We start from the raw sequence: 22605 nt of genomic DNA, 5'->3' as shown, positions 1-22605 counted from the left end.
TTTGCATAGAGCATCAATATAAACGCTACCGTGTCACTTTTTTATAGCACCTTTCCGGCCTACCTACCGACCCATAGTTTAAATCAGCCTCTAGTTCACCAGTGCTGATCAGATACTCCAAATAGCGCCTCGCCGTTGTTCGGCTCGCGCCGATCTTTTCGCCTGCCTCATCAGCGGTCAGCGCACTGCCATTTGGGAACAACTCTCTGATCTTGTCTAGGGTTACACCATCAATCCCTTTTGGTAATCGGTTCGGCAAGTTGTCTTGATTGGCATGAGACTGCAGCATTTTATCAACGAGGTTCTGATCCAAACTCTCCACGATGTCTAGTTGTTGGCGTTGGGACACATACTTTTTCAGTGCGGCATCTAAGCGTGGAAACATCACGGGTTTTAACAGGTAATCGACAACGCCACCCCTCATCGCCTGTTGTAATGTATCGACATCCCTTGCGGCTGTAATCAAAATGACATCACACGTTTGGTTACTTGCACGCAGTGTATTTAGTATCTCAAGCCCTGTGCCATCGGGAAGATAGACATCCATCAATAGTAAATCTGGCTTAAGAATGTCGAGTTGCATTTCTGCTTCCATTCTCGTGGTCGCAATTCCAACCACTTCCAAACCTGTCAGTTGGCTTAAGTATTTGTGGTGCAGCTCAGCAATAGCCAGATCATCTTCAATGATCATTACGCGAGTCGCCATACTCATAATTGTTCTTCCTTGGGTAAGTACACCGTTATTCTTGTCCCATAATTTGTATTGGGTATCATCTCAACATGGCCGTGATATCGAGTAGCAAGCTGATTGACAAGGTGTAACCCAACACCTCGATTTTGGCGAGATTTCGTCGAAACGCCTTTTGTAAATAATGTTTGTGGATCCATTGTTTTTGGGAGGCCACAGCCATGATCTATCACCTCAAGTATCACTTCATTTCCGTAATCGCTAACGGACACATCAATGTTTCTGCGTTCTGACGCAACATTTGATTCATCGCGAATTGAAGTTAACGTGGCATCGAAAGCGTTATCAATCAAATTACCCAAAATTGTGACTAGGTCTTCCGAATTTAGCCACTCAGGCAGGGGCTCCAGACGACTGCCTTTCTCAACCACCAGTTGTAAGCCTAACTCGCGAGCACGTTCAGTTTTTCCAAGCAACATACCTGCAATTAGCGGGTCTTTAACGGTATCTCTTAAAAACTCAATCATTGCCTGATAGTGTGCGGTTTCTTGTCCAATTAACTTTTGCACCGCATCAAGTTCACCCATTTGTACTAGCCCACTAATGGTGTTGAGCTTATTGCGATGCTCATGGGTCTGCGAACGTAACAAATCTGCATATTCCTTGGTTTGTGATAGCTGCTCGGTTAGATCATTGATTTCATCCCTTAAACGGAAACTCGATACCGCCCCCACGATTTTTCCATCAACATAAATTGGAGAGCGATTTGCAATCAGGCGCTTATGATTAAGGAATATCTCAATATCATGATCTTCCTGCCCGCTTTCTAACACTGTATATAGATCGCTATCACGCAGCGTGTCAGTCAAAGGTTTATTGAGCGCTGATTCTCTATCAATACCGAGAATCTGGCAGGCACTACGATTTATCGAGCGAAGTATCCCTTGGGCATCAATGCTTAACACGCCCTCTTTGATGGTGCTCATCGTCACTTCTAATTCGCCGTACAACCGCCCTATCTCTTCAGGCTCAAAGCCTAAAATGGCGCGCTGAAACTTTCTCGACGCATAATTGGATACAATGGCATTAGCGACGACAACTACGATGACCATTAAAATCAAAAAGGCCAAAAATGGTTCGATGCGGTCTTGCAGTCGGTCGAGCAAATAGCCAACCGAAACCACACCAATGATGTTCCCTTGCTCGTCAAAAATCGCAGCTTTACCACGAACTGAATAACCTAACGAGCCCTGTGCCGTCGAAACATAAGACAACCCCTGTTCTAGCGCTCGACGATTGTCGCCACCTCTCATTGGCTTGCCCAACCGCTCATCAACAGGGTGGATTAAGCGTACTCCCTTATGGTCGCCAATAACGATGAATGCAGCACCTATGGCTTCGGTTAATTCTCTAAAGCGAAGTTGGTATGGCTGGGGGTTTTGGGTTTCGATCATTTCACGAACAACCGCTGAGTCCGCTAAAAAACGGGCAACACCCAGTGCTTTTTCTCCCATTTCTTGCTCTTGATTGATTTTGAGATAAGTGAAACCCGCGGCGACGAGCAATAACAGCTCTATCAACCCCGATAGCGTCATGATAATGAGCATCCGCTTACGAAAGCTGATGGTTTTCCAACTCATTGATACATCCTTGTGATTCACTCTTGAGCGTAACGTTAACACTCAGTTAACAGCATGACGTTGTCGCGGTGATAAATCTGTGAGGAAGGCAAGCAAACCGCAGAGTTTACGGTTAATTAATCGACGAGCTGAAACATAAAATTACAACCATTCACCAAATTTAGCATTCCTCTCTGATACTCAATTCCATACATAAATTGCCCTTAAAATCATGATCGCGATCACATCGATTTTAGCGGTTTTTGAGGCGTTTTTAGACTTTACAACGTATAATTTTTAATCAACGAAACCAATGAGAGTTTCGGTTTGAAAGCAGTGAAGCTGGAAGTCTATTAAAAGCTCAACATTGATGTCAGTGATTTGGACACAAATAAAACAAAACACAAATACTGACTATATGACAAACACTTAGACACCATCTGAAAACTGGAAAACTATAAACAGAGGTGCATTTATAGTTAGAAGGAACACCAAACATGGAACGCGATACCTTTGGAATATGCCTGAATAAGGCGATGCTGTCAGAGAATATGTATTCAACATTTACACACGTCAGGGCTTATGAAAAAAACGGAGGCGGTACTTCTGATCTCAAAGTCCTGTTATCGTTCCCTCAAATGAGTGGAAAAGATCTATTGAATACGATGCGAGGTTCTCGTCAGCTCGAGTGGAGAGCGGAGTTTCACTGTCCATATACGAAATAAATTTGTAACATCTCCCGCGCCCAGCACAAATATAACTGGGCGCATACTACTGCCCAATTTTCCCTCCTACTTAACACGCAGTTACGAATCCTTTATATTAGAGCTAATACTCTACGACAAAGCAGCCATTATGAAAAAAACAGGAAAGTTTTGGATACTGGGCTTACTTAGCAGCTCGATTTCCCTTGCCTGTCATGCGGCACCGATCACTTTTGATACCGCATGGCAGCTATTGCTAGAAAACAACTATTCTCTCAAAGCTCAACGCTCAAACGTCGAGAACTACCAATACCAAGAGAGTGCCACCAGCAATCTCAACTTACCTCAGGTTACTATTGGCGCGAATTACACGCGTTTAGATACCGATATCACGCTGTCGGGAAAACAGATCCTAGACAGCACAGGAGCACACATTAACGTACCTCCTGCTTTTCAGCCTATTTTTGGTGCCTTAGCTAATACCACTTCGACCATAACCGAGCGCGATATTTTCTCTTCGTCTATTCGTGCGATTTGGCCGATTTTTACTGGTGGTCGAATTTCTGCGGCTCAATCAGCTGCAGAAGGCAAAACGGATGAGGCGAAAAGCCAGCTTCTAATGGAACAACAAGCGCGTTTTGAAGATTTATCGAAGTACTACTTTTCTGTCGTACTGGCAAAGGAAGTACTCGCAACGCGGCAAGCGGTTGAAGCAGGGCTAAAAAAGCATCGAGATTTTGCCATTAAGCTTGAAGAGCAAGGACAAATCGCGCACGTTGAGCGCCTGCAAGCCGAGGCTTCTTTAGATAAAGCATCCGTAGAAACACGTAAAGCAGCCAGTGATTTGAGTATCGCTCAGGCTGCATTAGGTAAATTACTCGCGCAAGATGATGCCGTAGAGCCCGCTGAATCTTTGTTTATCAACGACAGTCTTCCCCCTCTTACTGCTTTTGTCGATCAAACGTTGCTTACCTATCCGGGGTTGGAGCTTCTGAGCGCTAAACACAAACAAGCCTCTAGCTTAATCAAAGCAGAAAAAGGGAAATACTACCCTGAAGTTTATCTTTACGGCGACTACAGCTTGTATGAAGACGATTCTCTCGCAAGCCAAATGAAGCCTGACTGGTTAGTTGGTGTTGGTGTCAGCATTCCACTGATTGAATCATCAGGGCGAAGCGAAAAAGTCAAAGCCGCTCAAAGCGTCGTCTCGCAGGTCGACTCATTAAAGTCCCAAGCCAAACAAGACTTATCGCTGTTAGTCCAAAAGACATACTTGGAGGCTCAGCAAGCCATTGATGAAGTACAAGGGCTCGCATCTAGCATTGAACTCGCTAACGAAAACCTGCGCTTGCGTGAAAAAGCATTTACTCAGGGTCTGTCGTCTTCTCTGGATGTTGTGGATGCACAACTTTATGTCGCGAGTATAGAAACACAACGTTCAGTGGCGCGTTTCCGCTATTTAATATCTTTAACCAAGCTGCTCGCATTGAGCAGTGAAATGAACAGCTTCGAACAATATCAAAATACCGCTTATATCCCTGCTTCAACATCCAAAGAGGTGAAATAAATCATGGCAGCTAAATCACTAAAACCCGTTTTACTCTCACTTTGTGCTTTGGGTGTTGCCTCTTGGGTTGGGTATCAATTTTACCAAGCCTATCAACCGGAACCGATCCGCTTACAGGGATTAATTGAAGCCCAGCAATACAGTATTTCCTCAAAAGTTCCAGGGCGTATTGATGAGGTCATGGTACGTAAAGGCGACGATGTAGAGAAAGGTCAGCTTATTTTTACCCTTCATAGTCCTGAAATTGAAGCGAAGTTAGAACAAGCAAAAGCAGGTGAAAAAGCGGCGGACGCCTTAGCTCAAGAAGCTGAGAAAGGCGCACGTGAGCAACAAATCCAAGCAGCAAAAGATCAGTGGATGAAAGCCAAAGCCGCTGCGAATTTAATGGAAAAAACCTACAATCGTGTGAATAACCTTTATAACGATGGCGTGGTTGCAGAACAAAAACGCGATGAAGCTTTAACTCAATGGCAAGCAGCGAAATACACAGAAAGTGCTGCGTTTCAAATGTATGAAATGGCAAAAGAAGGCGCTAGAAGTGAAACCAAAGTGGCTGCGGCGGAAAAAGCGCGCATGGCATCAGGTGCCGTAGCCGAAGTAGAAGCGTACGCGAAAGATACTCAGATCTACAGCTGGTTCGACGGCGAAGTCTCTCAAGTTCTACTTCAAAGTGGTGAATTAGCACCTCAGGGCTTCCCAGTAGTTACTGTGATAGATACAGAAGATGCCTGGGCGACACTTAATGTGCGTGAAGATTACCTTCAACACTTTAGAAAAGGAGCAACCTTTGATGCCTATTTGCCTGCCTTAAACAAAAATGTTGAGTTCAAAGTAACGCATGTTGCCGTTATGGGTGACTTTGCAACGTGGAGAGCAACCGATGCTTCTCAAGGTTTTGATCTTCGTACCTTTGAAGTAGAAGCTCGTCCAGCTCAACCCGAACCTGAACTGCGTATGGGAATGAGTGTTGTCGTTGAACTTTAATCACAACCACTAGGTTAATGCTATGACGATTAAGATTTCACAGCGGCATATCTTACGACGAGACAAGTGGTTGCTTTCGTGCCTTACTTGGATACCGATTTTGCTCGCGATGATGATTTGGGGAGTGTTCTCTGCGGGCATTGCCCGGAATCTGCCAATCGGTGTGGTTGATCTACAACATTCCCAACTTTCTCGAAAGCTCATTCAATCTTTGGATGCGTCGTCGAGTCTGGCTGTTAACTATCACTACACCAGTGCAAGCGAAGCAAAAAATGCGATGATTGAAGGCGATATCTACGCTTACGCGGTCATCCCATCTAAGTTCGACCAAGATATTCTCCAGCACCGCCAACCTCAACTTTCTGTCTTTTACAACAGTCAGTACATTTTGGTAGCGAAACTGATCAACTCTGCCATTGCGCAAGCACAAGGCTATTTCGACGCTCAGGTTGAAGTAATGGGCAACTTGGCTAAGGGTAACACCACAACGTTAGCAGCGGCTGGACAGGCTGTACCCGTGTCGACACAAATAACCGCATTATTTAACCGTAACAATAACTACGCACAATTTTTGGTAACGGCTATCGTGCCAGCCATTTGGCAAATATGTATTGTAGTAAGCACTATTTTGATTCTTGCCGCGCACTTTCGCATTTATGGTGGAAAGAATAGCTTTGCATTTTTGGGCGAAAAGCCATACGCCAGGCTCACTACCCTATTAAGTCAGTACATTCCGGTCTTTATGGCGCAAGGTGCGTTGTTCTTGTACTGGTTTTATTCCGTGCTTGATTGGCCAATGGAAGGCAGTTTTGTGGTTATGCTATTAGCACAATTGGCGACGGTTATCGCCTGTATCATTATGGGAGCGTTGTTCTTCTTCTTGTCGATGGATCCTGCACGTGCGATGAGTTTTGCTGGCGCATTTACGGCTCCAAGCTTCGCGTTCATGGGAATTACATTCCCAGTTTCTGACATGAACACGCTCGCTTATGCATGGCGTTCATTATTGCCGATTACCCATTACATTGAAGTACAAGTGAGTCAAGCAAGCTATGGAGCATCGGCCGCGCAATCTTTAAGCTCGCTATGGCCTATGATTGGTTACGTTATGCCTCTGCTCATTACCGCAGCCTTGATGGGTAAACATCGAACAGCTTCATCAACACGCCAAGCGAAGGAGGCGGTATGACATTGTGGCAACTGATTAAAGCGGAACTTAAGGCCGTTCTAACCAATCCAGTCGTTACGTTGACCGTGTTTGGTGGTGTCGTATTTTACTCGTTTTTATACCCTTTGCCTTATGCACAACAAACGCCTCGTGAACAACCAATCGCGATTGTTAATCTAGATGGTAGTCAGACGAGTTTAAAGCTAGAACGTATGGTTGATGCCACTCCGCAAGTCAACGTAGTCACTCGACTTCATACGATTGCCGATGCAAAGCAAGCATTTTTACAACGAGAGATCACCGGTTTTTTAGTCATACCAGAACACTTTTACAAAGACCTAATGCTAGGTAAAAGCCCGACTCTGGCCTACGCTGCGGACGCCTCGTATTTTCTCGTGTACGGAACCGTGGTAGAAGGATTGGCCCAAGCGGGAGGCACATTAGGGGCCCAAGTGAAAGTCAGTAAAATGGTGATAGATGGTGTGCCCATGAGTATGGCTAGCCATAATTACTCTGCTATTAAGCTTAATATGAAACCGACGTTCAACCCAACCATGGGTTACATCGAATACGTAGTGCCGGCAGTATTTGTTCTGATTTTACAACAAACGTTGATCATGGCGGTTGGATTGCAAACGGGAACACAGCGTCATGGTCGTGGCTATTGGTCACAAGTATCAACGGGATCGCTGCTGCTTGTGAGAACGTTAGTATTTGTGGCAATTTATTATTTACTCGGCGCCTATTATTTTGGTTTTAGCTTCGAACGCTTAAACGTAAACCATATCGCCAACGCGGGCGAATTGCTGGCTATGTTGTTACCGTTCTTTTTAGGTTGTTGCGGACTAGGCTTCTGGCTAGGTTACTTATTACCTCGGCGTGAACTTGTCACCTTAGTCGTCCTAGTGAGCTCTATGCCGCTCATTTTCTTGGCTGGTTTTATTTGGCCGATTGAAGCCATACCTACTCCCTTATTATGGATTGCTGATTTAAGCCCAAGCACTTGGGCGATAAAAGCTTTCTTAGCGCTAAACCAAATGGGGGCAACCTGGCAACAAGTCGCTCCACATTGGACGGCGCTTTGGGCACTCACCGTGCTTTGGGGTAGCGTTGCGTACTGGATTGCTAAGCGAAGTAACAAGCCAGTTGTAACAGAGAGCTTGGGGTGACAGCTGACATTTTCTATTACTATAAAAAAAGCCGGGTAACTAAACCCGGCTGAAAATCTGCGTCCTTGCAGCGGACATATGGTAAAAACACTTTTTGCTCTGGGCTTACCCATTGAGCGAGATTAGATTAAGCCAAAAAGTATGGATTCCATACTCTCATATAGAGGGTCATATCCTTCCAATAGACATTAGTCTTCGCTAGAAAGATAACGTTTTTCAGACACAAAAAAACAAGACTCACATTGAGTCTTGTTGTTGATAGGGATGAGCAAGATACATGTCGCCGCTAAGTCATATCGCGGATTATTTTCTCTCGGTATTCTGTAACGACCTTCATGATTGAATTTTTTACATCACCGACTTGCTTAGAGGGTTGGCACCATAGGCCAAAACCAAACTTAAAACCTTCCAATAATTCAGAAGCTTCCACTGGCTCTATATGATTATTAGAAAACTCCGAATGGGCAAACGTTCTGGGGAGAATCGCCCATCCTAAACCTGCTTCAACCATTTTCACTACAAGGGCCAATTGGTCGACCTCTTCATGGTTCGAACTTACGATGACTTTTTCGCCCATTCCCTCTTCAATAAGAGACCGCAGTACAAATTGTTTACTATTCCTCAAGGCTGTCAATACTCGATCTGGTGCCACAGAAGCGAGTTCACCACCTTTCTGGACGAAAGGAACAAATTCAAAATGACCTAAAAACGTCGCATCCAGACTATGTATTGCTCGACTATCATGTACATTGACAATACCGAATTGATACTCACCATTCTGTAAACCCTCTTTAATTTCGTTGCGATTACGAACAAGAAAGTTAACTCGCATCATCGGAAAATCTGCTGCTAATTGAATACGAAGCAATACAAGAAAACGGTGTGGTATAGCGCTTGAATAGGCGATACTAACATTCTCTAACCCACCGTAAGCTAGACTTAATGCGACTTTATCGAAAGTACGTGCTTGTTCGATGGTTTGCTTAGCATAGTGGAAAAGAAGATGACCATCTTCTGTCGGTTCTACCGAGCGCCCCACTCGCTCAAACAGGTTGACCGCCAGTTGGTCTTCAAGATTGGTAATCACCTGCCCTATTGTGGTTCGGTGCTTATTGAGTTTGACCGCCGCCTTACTAAACGAAAGCTGTTCATAAACGGTTACGAACGCGAGAAGTTGTTCAAAACTAAAATTCATAGGTTGTGCTTACTTTTTAGAGTTATCTAATTAAATTACCACAAGATCGTAGAATTGCTACTTGGTAACGGAAACAATCTGCGTTTGAATTCCTTCTCGACGACACAAAAAAACCTACTAGCTTCAGTAGGTTTTCTCTAACTTAGTTGTACTCAACGACACGAGCTAAATAGTTGAATTCTCCTGAGTCACCATGGTAATCGCGGTAGACATCGACACTGAAATATTTAGGTTGATCAGCGTAAATGTGGTCAACGACTTTTTGCTCAAGTGACTCCAACGTTTCACCGACCTGAGAGTACACGAACTGCTTGTTCACTTTTTCCAATTTACGTTGTTTCGCTTCTTTGTGTGACACATAGTTGTTGATCTCTTCCCACTTTCCCACGAACTCGACCGCCACGTAACTCGAGTTCTCGTCAATCATAATAAAGGCTGCACCTTCTTCTTTGATTGCAGACAGTTGCTGCATATCACTATCCACTTTTTGCTGGTCAAGATGGGCACCACTTTGGGCGAATGCAGTCGCGGAAGCGGTAAGCATCATGAGTGTAAGAACGGCTTTTTTCATTGTATCGTTTTCCTGTATTAAGGGAGTTCAGTTACCCAAAGTTGCCCTTGGGTGGCTTTTTTGAATCCATATTCGTAAATCGTCAGCAAGTAGCGGTGATCAAACATATCTTTCGTTACTTTGGCGTATCTGAAATCTTGATCAATGTAGGTAAACTGCATCTCGATATCGTTGATTTCACTGATGTATTTCATTCGATAGAGATCACCACGAGTTTGCGCTAGCGTAAGGCTTGAGACACTTTTCGATACCAAGTCCAAACCTTTGTCTTTTAGTGGACGATACGGCGCTTTTAACGCACCATTGCGAATCACATCCAGCTGAGGCGCTTTTTCTAACCCCAAAGCATCTGAGATTTGTTGATAGTTGAAGTTAGACGGATTAAAGAACACCTGCGCTGCGAGACCGCCATCTACGTGTAACTCCTCAAGTGTTTCTCCATCATGTTCAACATCGATAAATTGTGGAGGGAAAACACCAGGGATCGATGCGCTCGCAGCAAGCACCTTGTAAATCAGTTCAGATTTGTCCGTTAAATCACTGTTCGCAATCGCACCAATATTCCAAACCACCAGTTCGCCTGAATCAAAATGGGTACTGCCAATAAAGAGGCGTTTACCATTGCGGTGTTGCTGCGCCATCGCCTCAATCATGGGCTCAGGGTAAGCGTCTGCGATGAAATCATAGAGGTTCTCACCATCGGTAAACGCGTCCTTAAACAGGGTATTTAAGAAGTTCTTCTTACCCAAAATATTCTTATCATTGATGTTGAGCATGACTTCTTTCATCTTTGGCATCGCATCACCGCCAATGAAAACAAAAGGAGCGATTAGGGCACCAGCACTGACTCCAGTAATGATGGCATAATCTTTTAGCTCCCCCTTTTCCTGTAGCCCCATCAAAACGCCGGCCCCGTATGCGCCGTTTACGCCACCACCCGATAAGGCCAAAATATTGAGCTGTTCACCCTCTACTTTGATCGGTGTGGTTTGATTGTGCGCTGAGTAGAGAAAATCCGGCGCTTCATTGGCCCACATTCGAAGTGGCTCATTTGGTGTCGAACTCGCGATCTCGACATCTTTATAGTTGCTTTGAGAAACACGAACATCCAGCGTATGAGGTGAACTACAAGCTACTATCAGCAGCGAAAGTGCAACCGTCACACCAGAGGAAATTAAACGATTCATAATCAGTCTCATTTAATGTTCTCTGGCGTATGACCAGAGACTCAGTTTGAAGTTAATTGGGTCAAAATGAAGTCCGTTTCGTTGTGTGGAGTTACTATAGCTAGGCACGGCTAAACCCCATAATCGCGATTGTAGGATGCGATCCATCAAAGCAATTATGCCAAGTTTCTATATGCTAACTTTACGCTTCTCCGTTAATTAGGTACTGCGCTAAGCAATTTTCACGACGTTGAACTCATGCGTCGGTTCGACAAATTCGTATTGGGCATTGATCGTCTGTAGCTCCCATGTGCCATAGCCTTTGGTGATCTCCAATACACCGTAAACGGCGTTATGTGTATGACGAAAGGCTGCGACAGGAGACATCTTCTTCACCAAACAAGAAGTAAAAATCGCAGAAATCAAATCACCGACACCGACTGGCTGCATAGCAAATTCAACACTAGGGCGTTGGGCCAAATAGCTTGCTTTCGGCGTGGCTAAAATCATACTGAAGGCGTCATCTGTTAGTGCATGCAGGTGTTTCACCAATACCATTTTCGGTCCCAGCTCTAGGGCTTTTTTACATGCAGTGACCGCATCATAAAGAGAGTCAATTTTCACACCTGTTAACTCGCTCAGTTCAAACTGGTTAGGAACAATCACATCAGCGATGGGCAACAAGCTATGGCTTATCGCTTCTTTGACACCGTCTGCCACAATGCAACCTTTGTCTGGATCACCCATAACTGGGTCACACACATAAAGCGCGCTGTGGTTACGCGATTTGACTAAACTTACCGCTTCGGCCACCGCTCGACATTGCTCTGCGCTGCCTTGATAACCGGACAGTATCGCGCCACATTCGCCTAACTTCTCAATGTTATCTAAGCCTCTCATTAGAGAATGAATTTCATCTGCCCCAAACTTCTGTCCAGTCCAACCTTGCTGGTACTGAGTGTGATTTGAAAACTGAACCGTGTGAATTGGCCATACTTCGAGGCCCATTCTCTGCATTGGGAAGACTGCAGAACTGTTTCCGGCGTGGCCATAAACCACATGAGATTGAATAGAAATAATGCTTTTCATAAGTCACTCTTAATTGAGAAGTTTGTTAGCTTGGCGACTAAATAAACACAATATCGCGCACTGTGCTTATTTGGTCGGAATAGCCTCGACAACGCCGAGGCTTATTCTTAATCAGGCTGGATTAATTAGCCGTGGAACTCAGCAAAGTACTCATCCAACACTTTGCGTGTTGCACGACCGATAAGCTCGTATTCGTGGTGAGTAAGGTTTGCTAACGAAACTCGAACTGATGCGTGCACTACATCGAAGCCTTGGCCTGGAAGCAGGATAACGCCGGTTTCATGTGCAAGGCGGAACAGGAAGTCTTTGCCCTTCTCGCTCGCTTTGAACCATTCAACGAAGGCTGGTCCGTACAATTTGCCGCCCAAAGTGTCGAGCTCAAGCAGTGTGTAGTAGTCCACACGATCTTTGTTTTCTTCAATTTCTACACCCATGTTTTTGTACAGAGTTTTGTAACGCTCGCGGATGATGCGTTTACATGCTTCTTTGTAGTTTTGTTCCGAGTCCATCAAGCAGTTCAAAGAGAACAGCGCCATTTGAACTTGTTGAGGAAGAGACAAACCTGCTGTGTGGTTAAGCGCTACGCTGCGGCTGTCTGCTACGATACGGTCAATAAATTTGATCTCACGAGGTTCCGGAGTCAGTGTTTTGTAACGATCGTCCAACTCAAGTTGACGCGCTTCAGGAAGGCTGCGCATTGCATCGTCAAACACGTTGTTGTGTTGAATCGCAATCGAGCCTAAACGCCAGCCTGTTGCACCGAAGTACTTCGAGAACGAGTACACACAAAGCGTGTTGTATGGCAGTTTCGCGAACAGTGAGACAAAGTCGTCCGCAAATGTGCCGTATACATCGTCAGTCACAATGAACAGGTCGCTACGTTCGTTGTTCACGAAGTTTGATAGGTTATCCAGAGTTTCATCCGAGAACTTCACAGACGCTGGGTTTGCTGGGTTCACGACACAAAGCAGTTTGATGTCTGTATCTGCAAGCTTTTCGATTTCAGCCATCGGCAGTTGCCATGTTGTCTCATCCAGACGTAGCTCAACGATTTCCAGTTCGTATTCACTCAGTTCTGGGATCTCTAGGTACGGCGTAAAGATTGGAGTGATTAGCGCAACCTTGTCACCTTTCTTTAATAGACCGTTGTTGAACATAGTTTGGAAGGTGTACGTCATAGACGCTGTACCGCCTTCCGTTGCAAACAGATCGAAGTCTGTTGTCATTGGCATTGGGCCGTACATCTCTTCTGCAATGTATTGCTTCACAACGGTTTCGATGTTCGTCAACATACGTGGTGGCACTGGGTAGTTACATGCAAGGTATGCGTTAACCAGTTCATTCAAGAATGCTTGTTTCTCTAGACCCAAACGGTCTTTTGCGTAGCTCAGCGACTTTTCCAAGAACTGTACGCCTTGGTCTTGTTTATTCTTGCTTGCAAACGTATCGAAGCGTTCAACAATGCCCACACCATCTGGAATGCCACCGAAACCACCATCTAGGTATGAATAAGTGCGCTCGGCTTCCAATATTGCGAACTCACCCAAACGAATGAACGCTTTACGTGGTAGTGTCGCAAGAAAATTAGGATTACCACGACCTGCATCTAATAACGCGCGGTCAGGAACAGTTTGTGCCACTTCAATTAGTTTATCTTTTAATTCAAATGGGCTTAAATCTGCAAATTTTGAAAAATCAATTGTTGTGTTTTGCGTAGTCATAATATTTACCTGAATCTATTATTTAGTAAAATTTGGATAATACTTCCCCTACCGCCTATTTAATTAGGCGATAAGCGTGTTCGAATTTATTTAAATTACATGCCTGCGTTTAAAGTAATAATGCCGACAATAATTGGACCCCATAGGGTAAGCAGTACATTGGCGACTGCATAAGTCACAGTGAATGAGAATACTGGCGTTGCGTTACCTGTTTTTTCCATTAAAGCCGCGAATGCTGGGTTCGCACTTCGTCCACCTGTAACACAGCCAAGTGCTTCAACTGGGTTCTTAATCTTCAATACAAAGTATGAGAAGAAGAACGAAATAATCTGAGGGATAATCGTTACACCCATGCCAAGGAACAACAGAGACATACCGTGTTCTTTGATGGTGTCGACCGCTTGAGGGCCAGCCTCAAGGCCAACAATGCCCACAAATGCTGCCAAACCGAAATCTCGAATAAAGTTCGCGGCACCCACAGGAAACTGAGCAACATGCGGATTGCGGCTACGCAACCAACCGACGATCAAACCTGAGATCAAACAACCTGCACCAGAACCGATAGTGACGGGAATACCAGCAATCTTAAAACTGATTAGACCAATTAATAGACCCACCACCATGCCCATACCAAGCACGACTAAGTCAGTCACGTTTGCTGAGCCCATTCGCTGACCAATGTTTTTCTCAACGCGATTGATGTCTTTTGCTGTACCTGTAAGCTGGATGACGTCGTTTTTCTTCACCACAAGATCCGGCGTCATTTCGATAGAGCTGCCTTCACGAATGTAATCCGTCACATAAATACCGCGCATAGAGCCTTGGTTCGAAGCCTCTTTAATCTCTTGCAGCGACTTACCAATCAGTTTGCGGTTGTCTGCGATCAGTTGACGGTTTTCTTCAATAACTTCATAGCCTTCTGGAAGTGCAATCTCGTTGTCAGCCAAACCATCTTGCAGCTGATGTACTGCATTACGGCGACCTGTTACAACAATGACATCCCCTTCTTTCAGTGCTGTGAATTTGTCCACGTCTAGCACTTTGCCATCGCGTTGAATCAATTCAATACAAGCAGCCAGAGCGTGTTGGTTTAACTGGGCTAAGGTTTTGCCTGCTAGCCCACCATCTTTGCTCACTTTAAATGCTCGTGTAACCAGCGCTGTGACAGCGTTGAACTCACCCGGCGCTAAATCACGCTTACCATTTGAATTTTTCTCTTCTAGCGCAATCGCTTCTGCTCGGATATCCCACTTCATCAGTGTTGGGAATACCCATGTCACCATCAGAATTGGACCAAGCGAACCAAAGATGTACGTAACTGCGTAGCCTACTGCGACGTTGGTCTGCATTAGGTGCTTCGCTTCTTCTGTCACACCACCAAGACGTGCGATCGCATCACCCGCTGTACCGATGATTGCCGATTGAGTCAAACCACCAGCTGCAAGGCCTGCTGCCGTACCTCTGTCTAGATCAAACATCCAAGCTGCTGCTAGTACACAAAGCAGGCCAGACACCGTCATCACTACAGCAGAAAGTAGAATGTTGATGGTTCTAAAGTTCAATGCTCTGAAGAACTGCGCACCACCTTGATACCCTACTGCGTAAATAAAGAGCGCAAAGAAAATGCTTTTTACGCCGGGATCAATATGAACACCAAATTGCCCAATAATTACACCCATTAATAATGTTCCGGCAACACCGCCAAGAACAAATCGACCAATGGTAATTTTACCAACCATATAACCGAGAGAGAGCGTAATAAAGAGAGCAACAAATGGTGCCATGTCAAAAAGATTAGAAATAATTTCCATGACAATTTTACTCTTACTAATAAATATAAAACTCAAATAATCTAACGAATAATCTGTCACTCATATTTGTTGGATTATTTAATTTAAAAAGCATCTCGTTTGCTTCGAAGCGAATATTAGGAACAAAACCTCACAAATCGTAATCCCATTTGAAGGATGAAACCATCACTTCGCATATTCAAAAGCAAAAATCGATCAATAATTGTCGAAAATTTAATAACTTAGCGTTCTGCAATGAACACCAGATAAATCGCAAAATAATTTTATTTTTGTTTTCGCGCTTAAAAAAGCGGTTTGGTTGCATCATTCCCTCTATATAGCGCATAACACCTTTCGTTTGATGGATTAGATCCTCCAAAAGCGATTATCACGGATGCCATCATTTGCCTTATCTTTCCATTCATCAAGTTAATAGAGAAAAACACCATGAACTCAATGCCACATGAACTTGTGTGGGGCGAAGTTTACTTCCCACCCTTATTGCTGGTTATTGCATTGGCTTACATGCTCACCATTTTGGTCGGAACCGTTGCTACAAAACTGGGACTCCACAAATACGTTGCATTTCCTGCACTCGCAGAGCTAAGCCTAATTGTGATTTTTACTGGCGTTATTGGTCGATTCATTACCATATTTTGAGGCAAATTCCGTGATAAAACGTTATCTCATCACACTGCTACTACTGTGTTCCGCTGGCACCGTGATTTTCAGCTACTACCAATCATACTCCGACAACCCTTGGACTAGAGATGGCCAAGTTAGCGCGCACATCGTTTCTATAACCCCCCGCGTAACAGGACAAATCATCCAAGTCTACGTTGAAGACAATTCGCAAGTGAAACAAGGCGATTTGCTGTTTGAGATTGACCCAAGCATCTATAAAGCGGCGTACCACAAAGCGCTAGCAGCTCAAAAGCAAGCCATTGCATTACTAGCAAAGGCCAAAAATGAAGAGCAGCGAGCACTTAAGTTAGAAAAGCGCACACCTGGCGCTGTACCTGTACTGACATTGAATAACCTAGACAATGCGGTGGAGACAGCCGTTGCCAACGTAGAGCTCGCGAAAGCCAATGTTGAAGAAGCCAAGCTAAACCTTGATTACACAAAAGTTTATGCGCCAACGAATGGTTATATAACTAATTTGAACTTACGCGTCGGCTCTCAAGTCGTCGCTAACTCCCCAGTCGTGGCTTTGATTGATGAAGACAGCTTTTGGATCGAAGGATATTTCAAAGAAACGGATTTAGTTGGCGTTGATCCACAAGATAAAGCCTACGTGACCTTAATGATGCACAATGAAGCTGTGCTGGAAGGAAAAATCAAAAGCATTGGCTACGGCATTGCGAAGCAAGATGGTAGTACTGGTAACGATCTTTTGCCCAATGTGAACCCTAACTTTCAGTGGATACGCTTAGCTCAACGCATTCCAATTAAAGTTAAATTAGATCACTTACCGAAAGATTTTCAACTACGTGTTGGTATGACGGCCTCTATCAAAATCATCAAACAATAATGCGGTGGAATGTATGTTTAATGCCTCAACCAAAGAAGCAATCAAAGCTGCGCTGTCTATCGTTATCGCGATCTGCCTTGCCTTATGGTTTCAATGGGAGAAACCGTATTGGGCAGCGATCGCAGTCGCGGTAATGGCATTAAATGAAAGCTTCGCTCACTCAATAAACAAAGGTCATAATCGCTTATTAGGAACCCTCCTTGGCATCGGTTATGCCTTTTTCCTCATCACGACGTTTTCTCAAGATCGCTTTTTGTTTCTCACCTTCTTCACCTTGTTTTTAGGTGCGTGCATTTTTATGTCGAGCGACGAAAAGTATGGTTATGTGTTCTCTATCGGTTTTGCTGTGTGCTCCATCATCGCATGTATGGGAGGATTTGATAGCCAAGCAACGTTCCACTTCGCCGTCCTTCGTATGCAGGAGACGATTCTTGGTGTGATCACGTTTTCTGTTGTGTACCGATTAGTCTGGCCAGTCAGTACAGAACAAAACTTCATTCAACGTTTTGAGACCAGCAGAGAGGCGATGCTTAACGCTATGAAATCGCCCAATGATACAGATATTGAAGCTCTTGAGACCAACAGCGCCAACATAGAAAAGTTATTCCAACTGGTCGGCTTACCACTTACTGGCAGCTACCACTTGAAAGAACATCGTCAGCTATGGCGTGCGCGTTTAAATGAGATGGCACAAATCCAAGACCGATTGCTAGAACAAGCAGATAAATCGCAAAGTCGTGAGATCGATTGGCCAACACTAACGCAGCAACTGCAAAGCTTTGATATTAAAAATCCAAGTACGTCGCTCATTGGTCACGTTGCTTATGTCATGCAAAGAGAGAAAAACACGGTTTGGCATCACGAGCATCGAACGTTTATCCAGCATTTGAATGAAGACGGCAGAAAGGTATTGCAAGGTGTATCCATGTTCGTCACTTCTTTGTTGATCTGGATTTATCTGCCCGTACCCGGAGGTTTCATTTTTCCGATGCTAGCAGGCGTGTTCTCTTCAATCGTTCCTACTATGCCACCAAGCATTATTAAAGATGCATTTTTTGGTGTGATAGGCACTGGCACGGTGATTCTATTGCAATACATTTTCCTAATGCCAATGATGACCGAGCTTTGGCAGCTTGGGCTATTCTACTTCATCAACATCATCGTAATTTGGAAAGTCTTTTCCACACCAAAGCTGATGGTACACAGAATTCTAGGTATTAACTTATTGGTTGTCTTGACATCAGGAGCGCTCAATTTAACCCCAGCGTATCGAATTGAAACGCCCTTGCTGATGCTGGTAAACATTATGATTATTTTGATGATTGCCAAGTTGTTTACTGATCTGTTTCGTGTTCGCGTTACGGTCTAAGCGTCACCTCCGTTCTTGAAACTAAAGCCCTGCATTGCTTCTGCTATGCGGGGCTGTTTGTTTGTGAGCTAGCCATTATTCCTTCGTAACCCATAAAGCGAGGATAGTATCCATCAAAAGCGATTAACGGGATTTCTCTACCCACCATAAAATCCTCTCATTGATTTACGAAATGCAATCGAAAACCATGCATTCACAACGTCAATCACAGCAAACATATCTATCTAACTGAACAAGAAGTTCAGTGACACATTAACTGTCTGAGTCTCGAAGGTTTGAGACTATTCAGAGTGGAAACTGTCATGAGTTTTTTTGAATTACGCGCCGGTAAGACGTCTTCTCTTAGTGTGCTCGCGAGCGCACTAATGCTTACTACCCCCACTTTTGGCTTCGCCGCTGAAGAGACGACGACCTACAACGAAGTAATCGAGCAAGGCCGAGCGCTGTTCGACAAATACGGTATCAGTCATGATTTACCAAAACTGGCCATCAGCTCTCTAGTTCAAGGCGAGCATTTGGTAGAGCATGCCCACCGAAGTGTTAAAATCGGTGATAGCGTTCGCGATTCGTCCGTCTACTTGGTTAAGAACACCGATAACAAAGGCAACATTGATCTGCGTATCAAGTACAACCCTGAACAACTCGATGAAAATGAAAAAGTACTTGATGAGATCGAAGCTTTCACACGAACAGAATACCGCCTTCGAAACTACGCGGAGAGTTTTGATCCGTCATCAGTAAGAGCCAAAGAGGATCAGAATGGTAATGTGATCATCAGTTTTAATTACTCAAAATACGGTCTTCCTCAAGATATCGCCTACTTCCGCTTTTTAAGCGTTGATATTGAGTTGGTTAATGGTGAACCGAAACGTATGGTCATTACCAACGATAAACCGTTCACACATCACAACTACCAAGTGGATTCTTACGATCAAGAGATCCTCTTCCAGAAGTTAACATCAGGCAAAATTGCGATTGCCAGTAAAAACACCAAGATAGTTGGTTCAAAGAAAAATAAACCCCTCGAAATGATGAGCAGCGTAAAACCGGTAGCGATTTATGAAGATAAGCTTGGCGTGCAAGTACTAGACGAAAAACGCTTGAATGAGGTATCTGATCCACGCATGCAAGAAGCCAGTGTTAAGCTAGACCGAGTTTTTCCTTTAATGGGTGATATGGTGCGTCGTCAAGGTATCGATTTGCCTCTGCCGTTTGGTGTGTCGCTAGCGTATCGAAATCAAGATATGAATATTCCATTTAATGATTTCACGATTGAAGGCATCGGCCTTAATGAACTGTTTGATCCAGAAGACAGTGTCGGCATCGTGAGTGCTGAGAGCATGACGCTTCGTGGCGATGTAAACATCCTGCCATTTTGGAATGTATTTGGTTACATCGGAAAAGTTAATGTCGATGCCAATGTTGATGCCGCCTACACGGGTGAAGGTGGCCAGTACATAAAAGATAAGCTGAACGATAAACTGCCAGGATTAGGTGATAAGTTTTGCGATGGTTTATCTGCACTTTGTAGTCGCGGACGCCTAGACGTGCCGCTGCATTTGGAATATGACCTTCGTGGTATAGGTACAACCCTTTCGGTTGGCTATAAAGAATTCTTTGCTTCTGTCACTGGTACCTATTCGCAAACTCGCTTAAAGGGCTTAGATGATTGGGGCGATGGTATTGTTACTGTACAGCCGATGTTGGGTTATCAACTTGTCGATTATCGCACGCAGTTCTTTGTCGGAGCAGAATATCAAGGACTGGACGCTCGAATGGACGGGCATGTAAAAAGTGGTGATATCGAATTCGATTACGACATTGGTGTAGATCTTAATCAATGGGCGTTTTTGACTGGTTTCAATAAGCAAATCGGCAAAAACTACAACCTGACCTTTCTCTATAACAAAGGGGAAACTCGAGAGTCAGTAACCTTAAATCTTGGTTACCGTTTCTAGCTCTCATAAAGAGCCGGCCCCTAGACGATGGTAGGACTGCATCCTACAAAGGCGATTACTGAAACTGTCGCCGATGTCCTACCATTTGAGCCATCAATACAACAAGCCATCCAACCATTCACGGATTAATGCCAAAGCGTCAGGACGTCGCTTGTTAGATGCCGTTTAACATTTTCGGTGTACGCACCAAATGACTTTTTGGACATAACAATGACTTTACTCAATCGCTCAACTTTAGCCATTACCATCACTCTTGCCTTAGCAGCTTGCAGTGATGACTCTGGTAAACCTAGCGTTCCTAACGGCCCGAAGCCACTACAACCCTTACCACCAGAGCAAATCGCTTTGGAAATTGGCGATGCAACCATTCAAGCGACCAAAGAGTCCCTTGTCATCACGCCTCTTGATGCGGATGAAAAGCTGGCAGCGGTAGAGGCGTTCAAAGGTATCCAATTTGCGCAAGCAGACCGCTTTCAGCACAGCATTGCGGTCCCACTTGAAGGCGATATTGATGCGACTCAGTTCGGTGATGCGTGCCCGCAGTTAAAAACCACGGCACAAACGCAATCAGAAGATTGTTTGAACCTAAACATTTGGCGACCAGCAGGGACAGAAACGTACGCAGATTTGCCAGTGTATGTCTTTATTCACGGTGGAGACTTTGAATACGGCTCGGGCTCAGAACCGCTGATTCATGGTGATATGGTGGTTGCACAAGGTGCTGACGATGGTAACCCGTTTATTGCAGTTACTTTTAACTATCGCTTGGGCTTGTTGGGCAGTGTTTGGGTCGATGGTTTGGACAACCCAGAGGGCGGTAACTTTGGCCTAGGCGATCAAAAACACGCGCTTGAATGGGTTCAACAAAACATAGAGGCATTCGGCGGCAATCCGCAAAACGTGACACTCATGGGTCAAGGTGCGGGTGCCATGTCGGTGGGAATTTTACAGCAATCAAAAGGCGATGCGGCAATCGCAGGTGAGCACTTTCAACGTGCCATCATGCAAAGCAACGCTTACGGCTTTGAATATAAAAGTTACGATGTTGCCAAGAGCCAAAGACTAGAGCAAAGCGTTGAAGATCTTGCGTTACTACCACTTGAAGAGATCATGAAGGTACAGAGCGAGATGCTTGATCCGATTCAACGTCTTAAGAACTGGGTACTGACCGCCGCGAATATTCCGGTTATCAGTCCAACACGCGACAACAGCCCATTATCTACGTTGATGCCATTTGCGCCTTACATCGAGCATCGCCCACCAGCGTTTCTAGTGAAAGAAGTACCAGGCTATCACTTTACTGAACAAGCGATTGAGAGTGAATGGATCGTACCGACGGTAATTGGCTCAAACAGTGCAGAAAGCAATACTCTGGGCATGCTGCCGAGCCTGACATTTTTGATCCCAACTATTATTGAAATCTTGAGCCAAGAAGCGCCAGAAATTATTGAAAGTGGTGACGAAAACTTAATCGTCGAATACATGGTGGAGTGGCTAGAATCGGAAACGAACTTAAACCGTTTACGCACCGAATATCGTTCATTACTCAGCGATTCAGCTTCGATTGAACTCGATCTTTCTAACTTATTGGAACTGCTGCCTAGCACCGCTTATGAGGCGATGACTAAGTTGTTTTTCGGTTTGGGGAACTCCGATTCAACCACTGAGTTACTTGCTCTGGCTGACTTCTTCCCTAACGATGAAAGCGAACTGAATGGCGCGGTCAAAAACATGCAGCAATTCAAAACCACGTTGCATGATTTGCTCTTCACGGGTCCAAACCGTCATAAGGTTTCAACTGAAGAAACAACAGGAGCAACGCCAAGCTTCTACTACTTTGACTACACACCTGGATTCAACGTATGGACTTACAATACCAAAGGTGAAAATGGCGATCTCGATGTTGGTGATTTACTCAAAAGCATCAGTTGTATTGTGGGCGCTTGTAATGCATCAGAATTACCATTTGTGTTTAACAAGACATTAAAGCTTGATGGTTCAAGTGTTCGTCCAGGTAGCAAAGACAAAGCAATGATGAACAAGCTCTCTCGTATGTGGTTTAGCGAACGTTTATTTGAAGACTTCCAATACAACAGTGCGACTGATCGAGTATTGCTGATCGATAACGATGGCGGTATTCAATCCACACAAGACTGGGACAATGCTCATCACTCAGGCATCGATCCAAAACTGCGCCAAGGTCGCCTCAACGGTCTCGAGGAACTTGGGCTGATTCTTAGCCACATGTAACTTCATCCTCAGCTACTCAAAACTCGTTCCCGAATACCTAAAAGCCAGTTCGCTGGCTTTTTT

Annotated in this window: 18 protein-coding genes; 10 read left to right on the top strand and 8 right to left on the bottom strand. The window is 44.6% G+C overall.

Features of this window, described 5'->3' with window-relative positions; translation table 11 throughout:
• Positions 1–25: 25 nt before the first annotated feature.
• Together R7093_RS04775 and R7093_RS04770 are read right to left on the bottom strand one after the other, a co-directional pair.
• Entirely contained in the window at positions 26–712 is a 687-nt protein-coding gene (locus tag R7093_RS04775; protein ID WP_005377133.1) for a response regulator, read from the bottom strand.
• Positions 709–2328: a sensor histidine kinase gene (locus R7093_RS04770; protein WP_047102712.1), complete on the bottom strand. Its 1620-nt coding sequence runs from the start codon at positions 2326–2328 to the stop codon at positions 709–711. The genes R7093_RS04775 and R7093_RS04770 overlap by 4 nt, the downstream gene beginning before the upstream one ends.
• A gap of 476 nt (positions 2329–2804) precedes the next feature.
• On the opposite strand from R7093_RS04770, the gene R7093_RS04765 reads away from it, so the two are divergent.
• From R7093_RS04765 to R7093_RS04745, 5 genes are all read left to right on the top strand, one after another.
• Positions 2805–3032 carry a hypothetical protein gene (locus tag R7093_RS04765; protein WP_005377125.1) on the top strand — a complete coding sequence of 76 codons (228 nt, stop codon included), beginning with the start codon at positions 2805–2807 and terminating at the stop codon, positions 3030–3032.
• A 130-nt stretch (positions 3033–3162) separates the two neighbouring features.
• On the top strand, positions 3163–4578 hold the full coding sequence (locus tag R7093_RS04760; protein ID WP_047102713.1) for a TolC family protein: 1416 nt from the start codon (positions 3163–3165) through the stop codon (positions 4576–4578).
• Positions 4579–4581: 3 nt separating this feature from the next.
• Positions 4582–5562: an HlyD family secretion protein gene (locus R7093_RS04755; RefSeq protein ID WP_033906180.1), complete on the top strand. Its 981-nt coding sequence runs from the start codon at positions 4582–4584 to the stop codon at positions 5560–5562.
• A gap of 22 nt (positions 5563–5584) precedes the next feature.
• Positions 5585–6751: an ABC transporter permease gene (locus tag R7093_RS04750; RefSeq protein WP_047102714.1), complete on the top strand. Its 1167-nt coding sequence runs from the start codon at positions 5585–5587 to the stop codon at positions 6749–6751.
• Positions 6748–7899 carry an ABC transporter permease gene (locus R7093_RS04745; protein ID WP_047009844.1) on the top strand — a complete coding sequence of 384 codons (1152 nt, stop codon included), beginning with the start codon at positions 6748–6750 and terminating at the stop codon, positions 7897–7899. The genes R7093_RS04750 and R7093_RS04745 overlap by 4 nt, the downstream gene beginning before the upstream one ends.
• Before the next feature lie 286 nt (positions 7900–8185).
• On the opposite strand, the gene R7093_RS04740 is transcribed toward R7093_RS04745, so the two are convergent.
• From R7093_RS04740 to aspT, 6 genes are all read right to left on the bottom strand, one after another.
• Positions 8186–9094 (bottom strand): LysR family transcriptional regulator, encoded by a 909-nt coding sequence (locus tag R7093_RS04740; protein ID WP_318146535.1) that lies wholly within the window; start codon positions 9092–9094, stop codon positions 8186–8188.
• A 142-nt stretch (positions 9095–9236) separates the two neighbouring features.
• Complete coding sequence (locus R7093_RS04735; protein ID WP_047102715.1) at positions 9237–9665, bottom strand: hypothetical protein; 429 nt, start codon at positions 9663–9665, stop codon at positions 9237–9239.
• Between the two features lie 17 nt (positions 9666–9682).
• Complete coding sequence (locus tag R7093_RS04730) at positions 9683–10852, bottom strand: patatin-like phospholipase family protein (RefSeq protein ID WP_115386040.1); 1170 nt, start codon at positions 10850–10852, stop codon at positions 9683–9685.
• Positions 10853–11062: 210 nt separating this feature from the next.
• The gene (gene pdxY, locus R7093_RS04725; protein ID WP_005377109.1) at positions 11063–11920 is read right to left on the bottom strand and encodes a pyridoxal kinase PdxY; all 858 of its coding nucleotides are present in this window, start codon (positions 11918–11920) and stop codon (positions 11063–11065) included.
• Between the two features lie 125 nt (positions 11921–12045).
• Positions 12046–13641 carry a bifunctional aspartate transaminase/aspartate 4-decarboxylase gene (locus tag R7093_RS04720; protein ID WP_213898656.1) on the bottom strand — a complete coding sequence of 532 codons (1596 nt, stop codon included), beginning with the start codon at positions 13639–13641 and terminating at the stop codon, positions 12046–12048.
• A 95-nt stretch (positions 13642–13736) separates the two neighbouring features.
• Positions 13737–15452, bottom strand: a complete 1716-nt coding sequence (aspT, locus tag R7093_RS04715; RefSeq protein WP_047102717.1) for an aspartate-alanine antiporter — start codon at positions 15450–15452, stop codon at positions 13737–13739.
• A 426-nt stretch (positions 15453–15878) separates the two neighbouring features.
• Between aspT and R7093_RS04710 the strand changes: the two genes are divergently transcribed.
• From R7093_RS04710 to R7093_RS04690, 5 genes are all read left to right on the top strand, one after another.
• A complete protein-coding gene (locus R7093_RS04710; protein ID WP_005377106.1) occupies positions 15879–16091 on the top strand; it encodes a DUF1656 domain-containing protein in 213 nt (70 codons plus the stop codon).
• Between the two features lie 10 nt (positions 16092–16101).
• Positions 16102–16965, top strand: a complete 864-nt coding sequence (locus tag R7093_RS04705) for an HlyD family secretion protein (RefSeq protein ID WP_005377105.1) — start codon at positions 16102–16104, stop codon at positions 16963–16965.
• A gap of 13 nt (positions 16966–16978) precedes the next feature.
• Positions 16979–18334, top strand: a complete 1356-nt coding sequence (locus tag R7093_RS04700) for an FUSC family protein (protein WP_047102718.1) — start codon at positions 16979–16981, stop codon at positions 18332–18334.
• Between the two features lie 302 nt (positions 18335–18636).
• Positions 18637–20292 carry a hypothetical protein gene (locus R7093_RS04695; RefSeq protein ID WP_047102719.1) on the top strand — a complete coding sequence of 552 codons (1656 nt, stop codon included), beginning with the start codon at positions 18637–18639 and terminating at the stop codon, positions 20290–20292.
• 210 nt (positions 20293–20502) lie between these two features.
• Positions 20503–22542, top strand: coding sequence for a carboxylesterase family protein (locus R7093_RS04690; RefSeq protein ID WP_318146534.1), 2040 nt, complete (start codon positions 20503–20505; stop codon positions 22540–22542).
• The last annotated feature ends 63 nt before the right edge of the window (positions 22543–22605 follow it).

It is taken from the genome of Vibrio sp. 1580, assembly GCF_033340055.1.
This window is presented reverse-complemented; position numbering and strand designations above follow the sequence as displayed.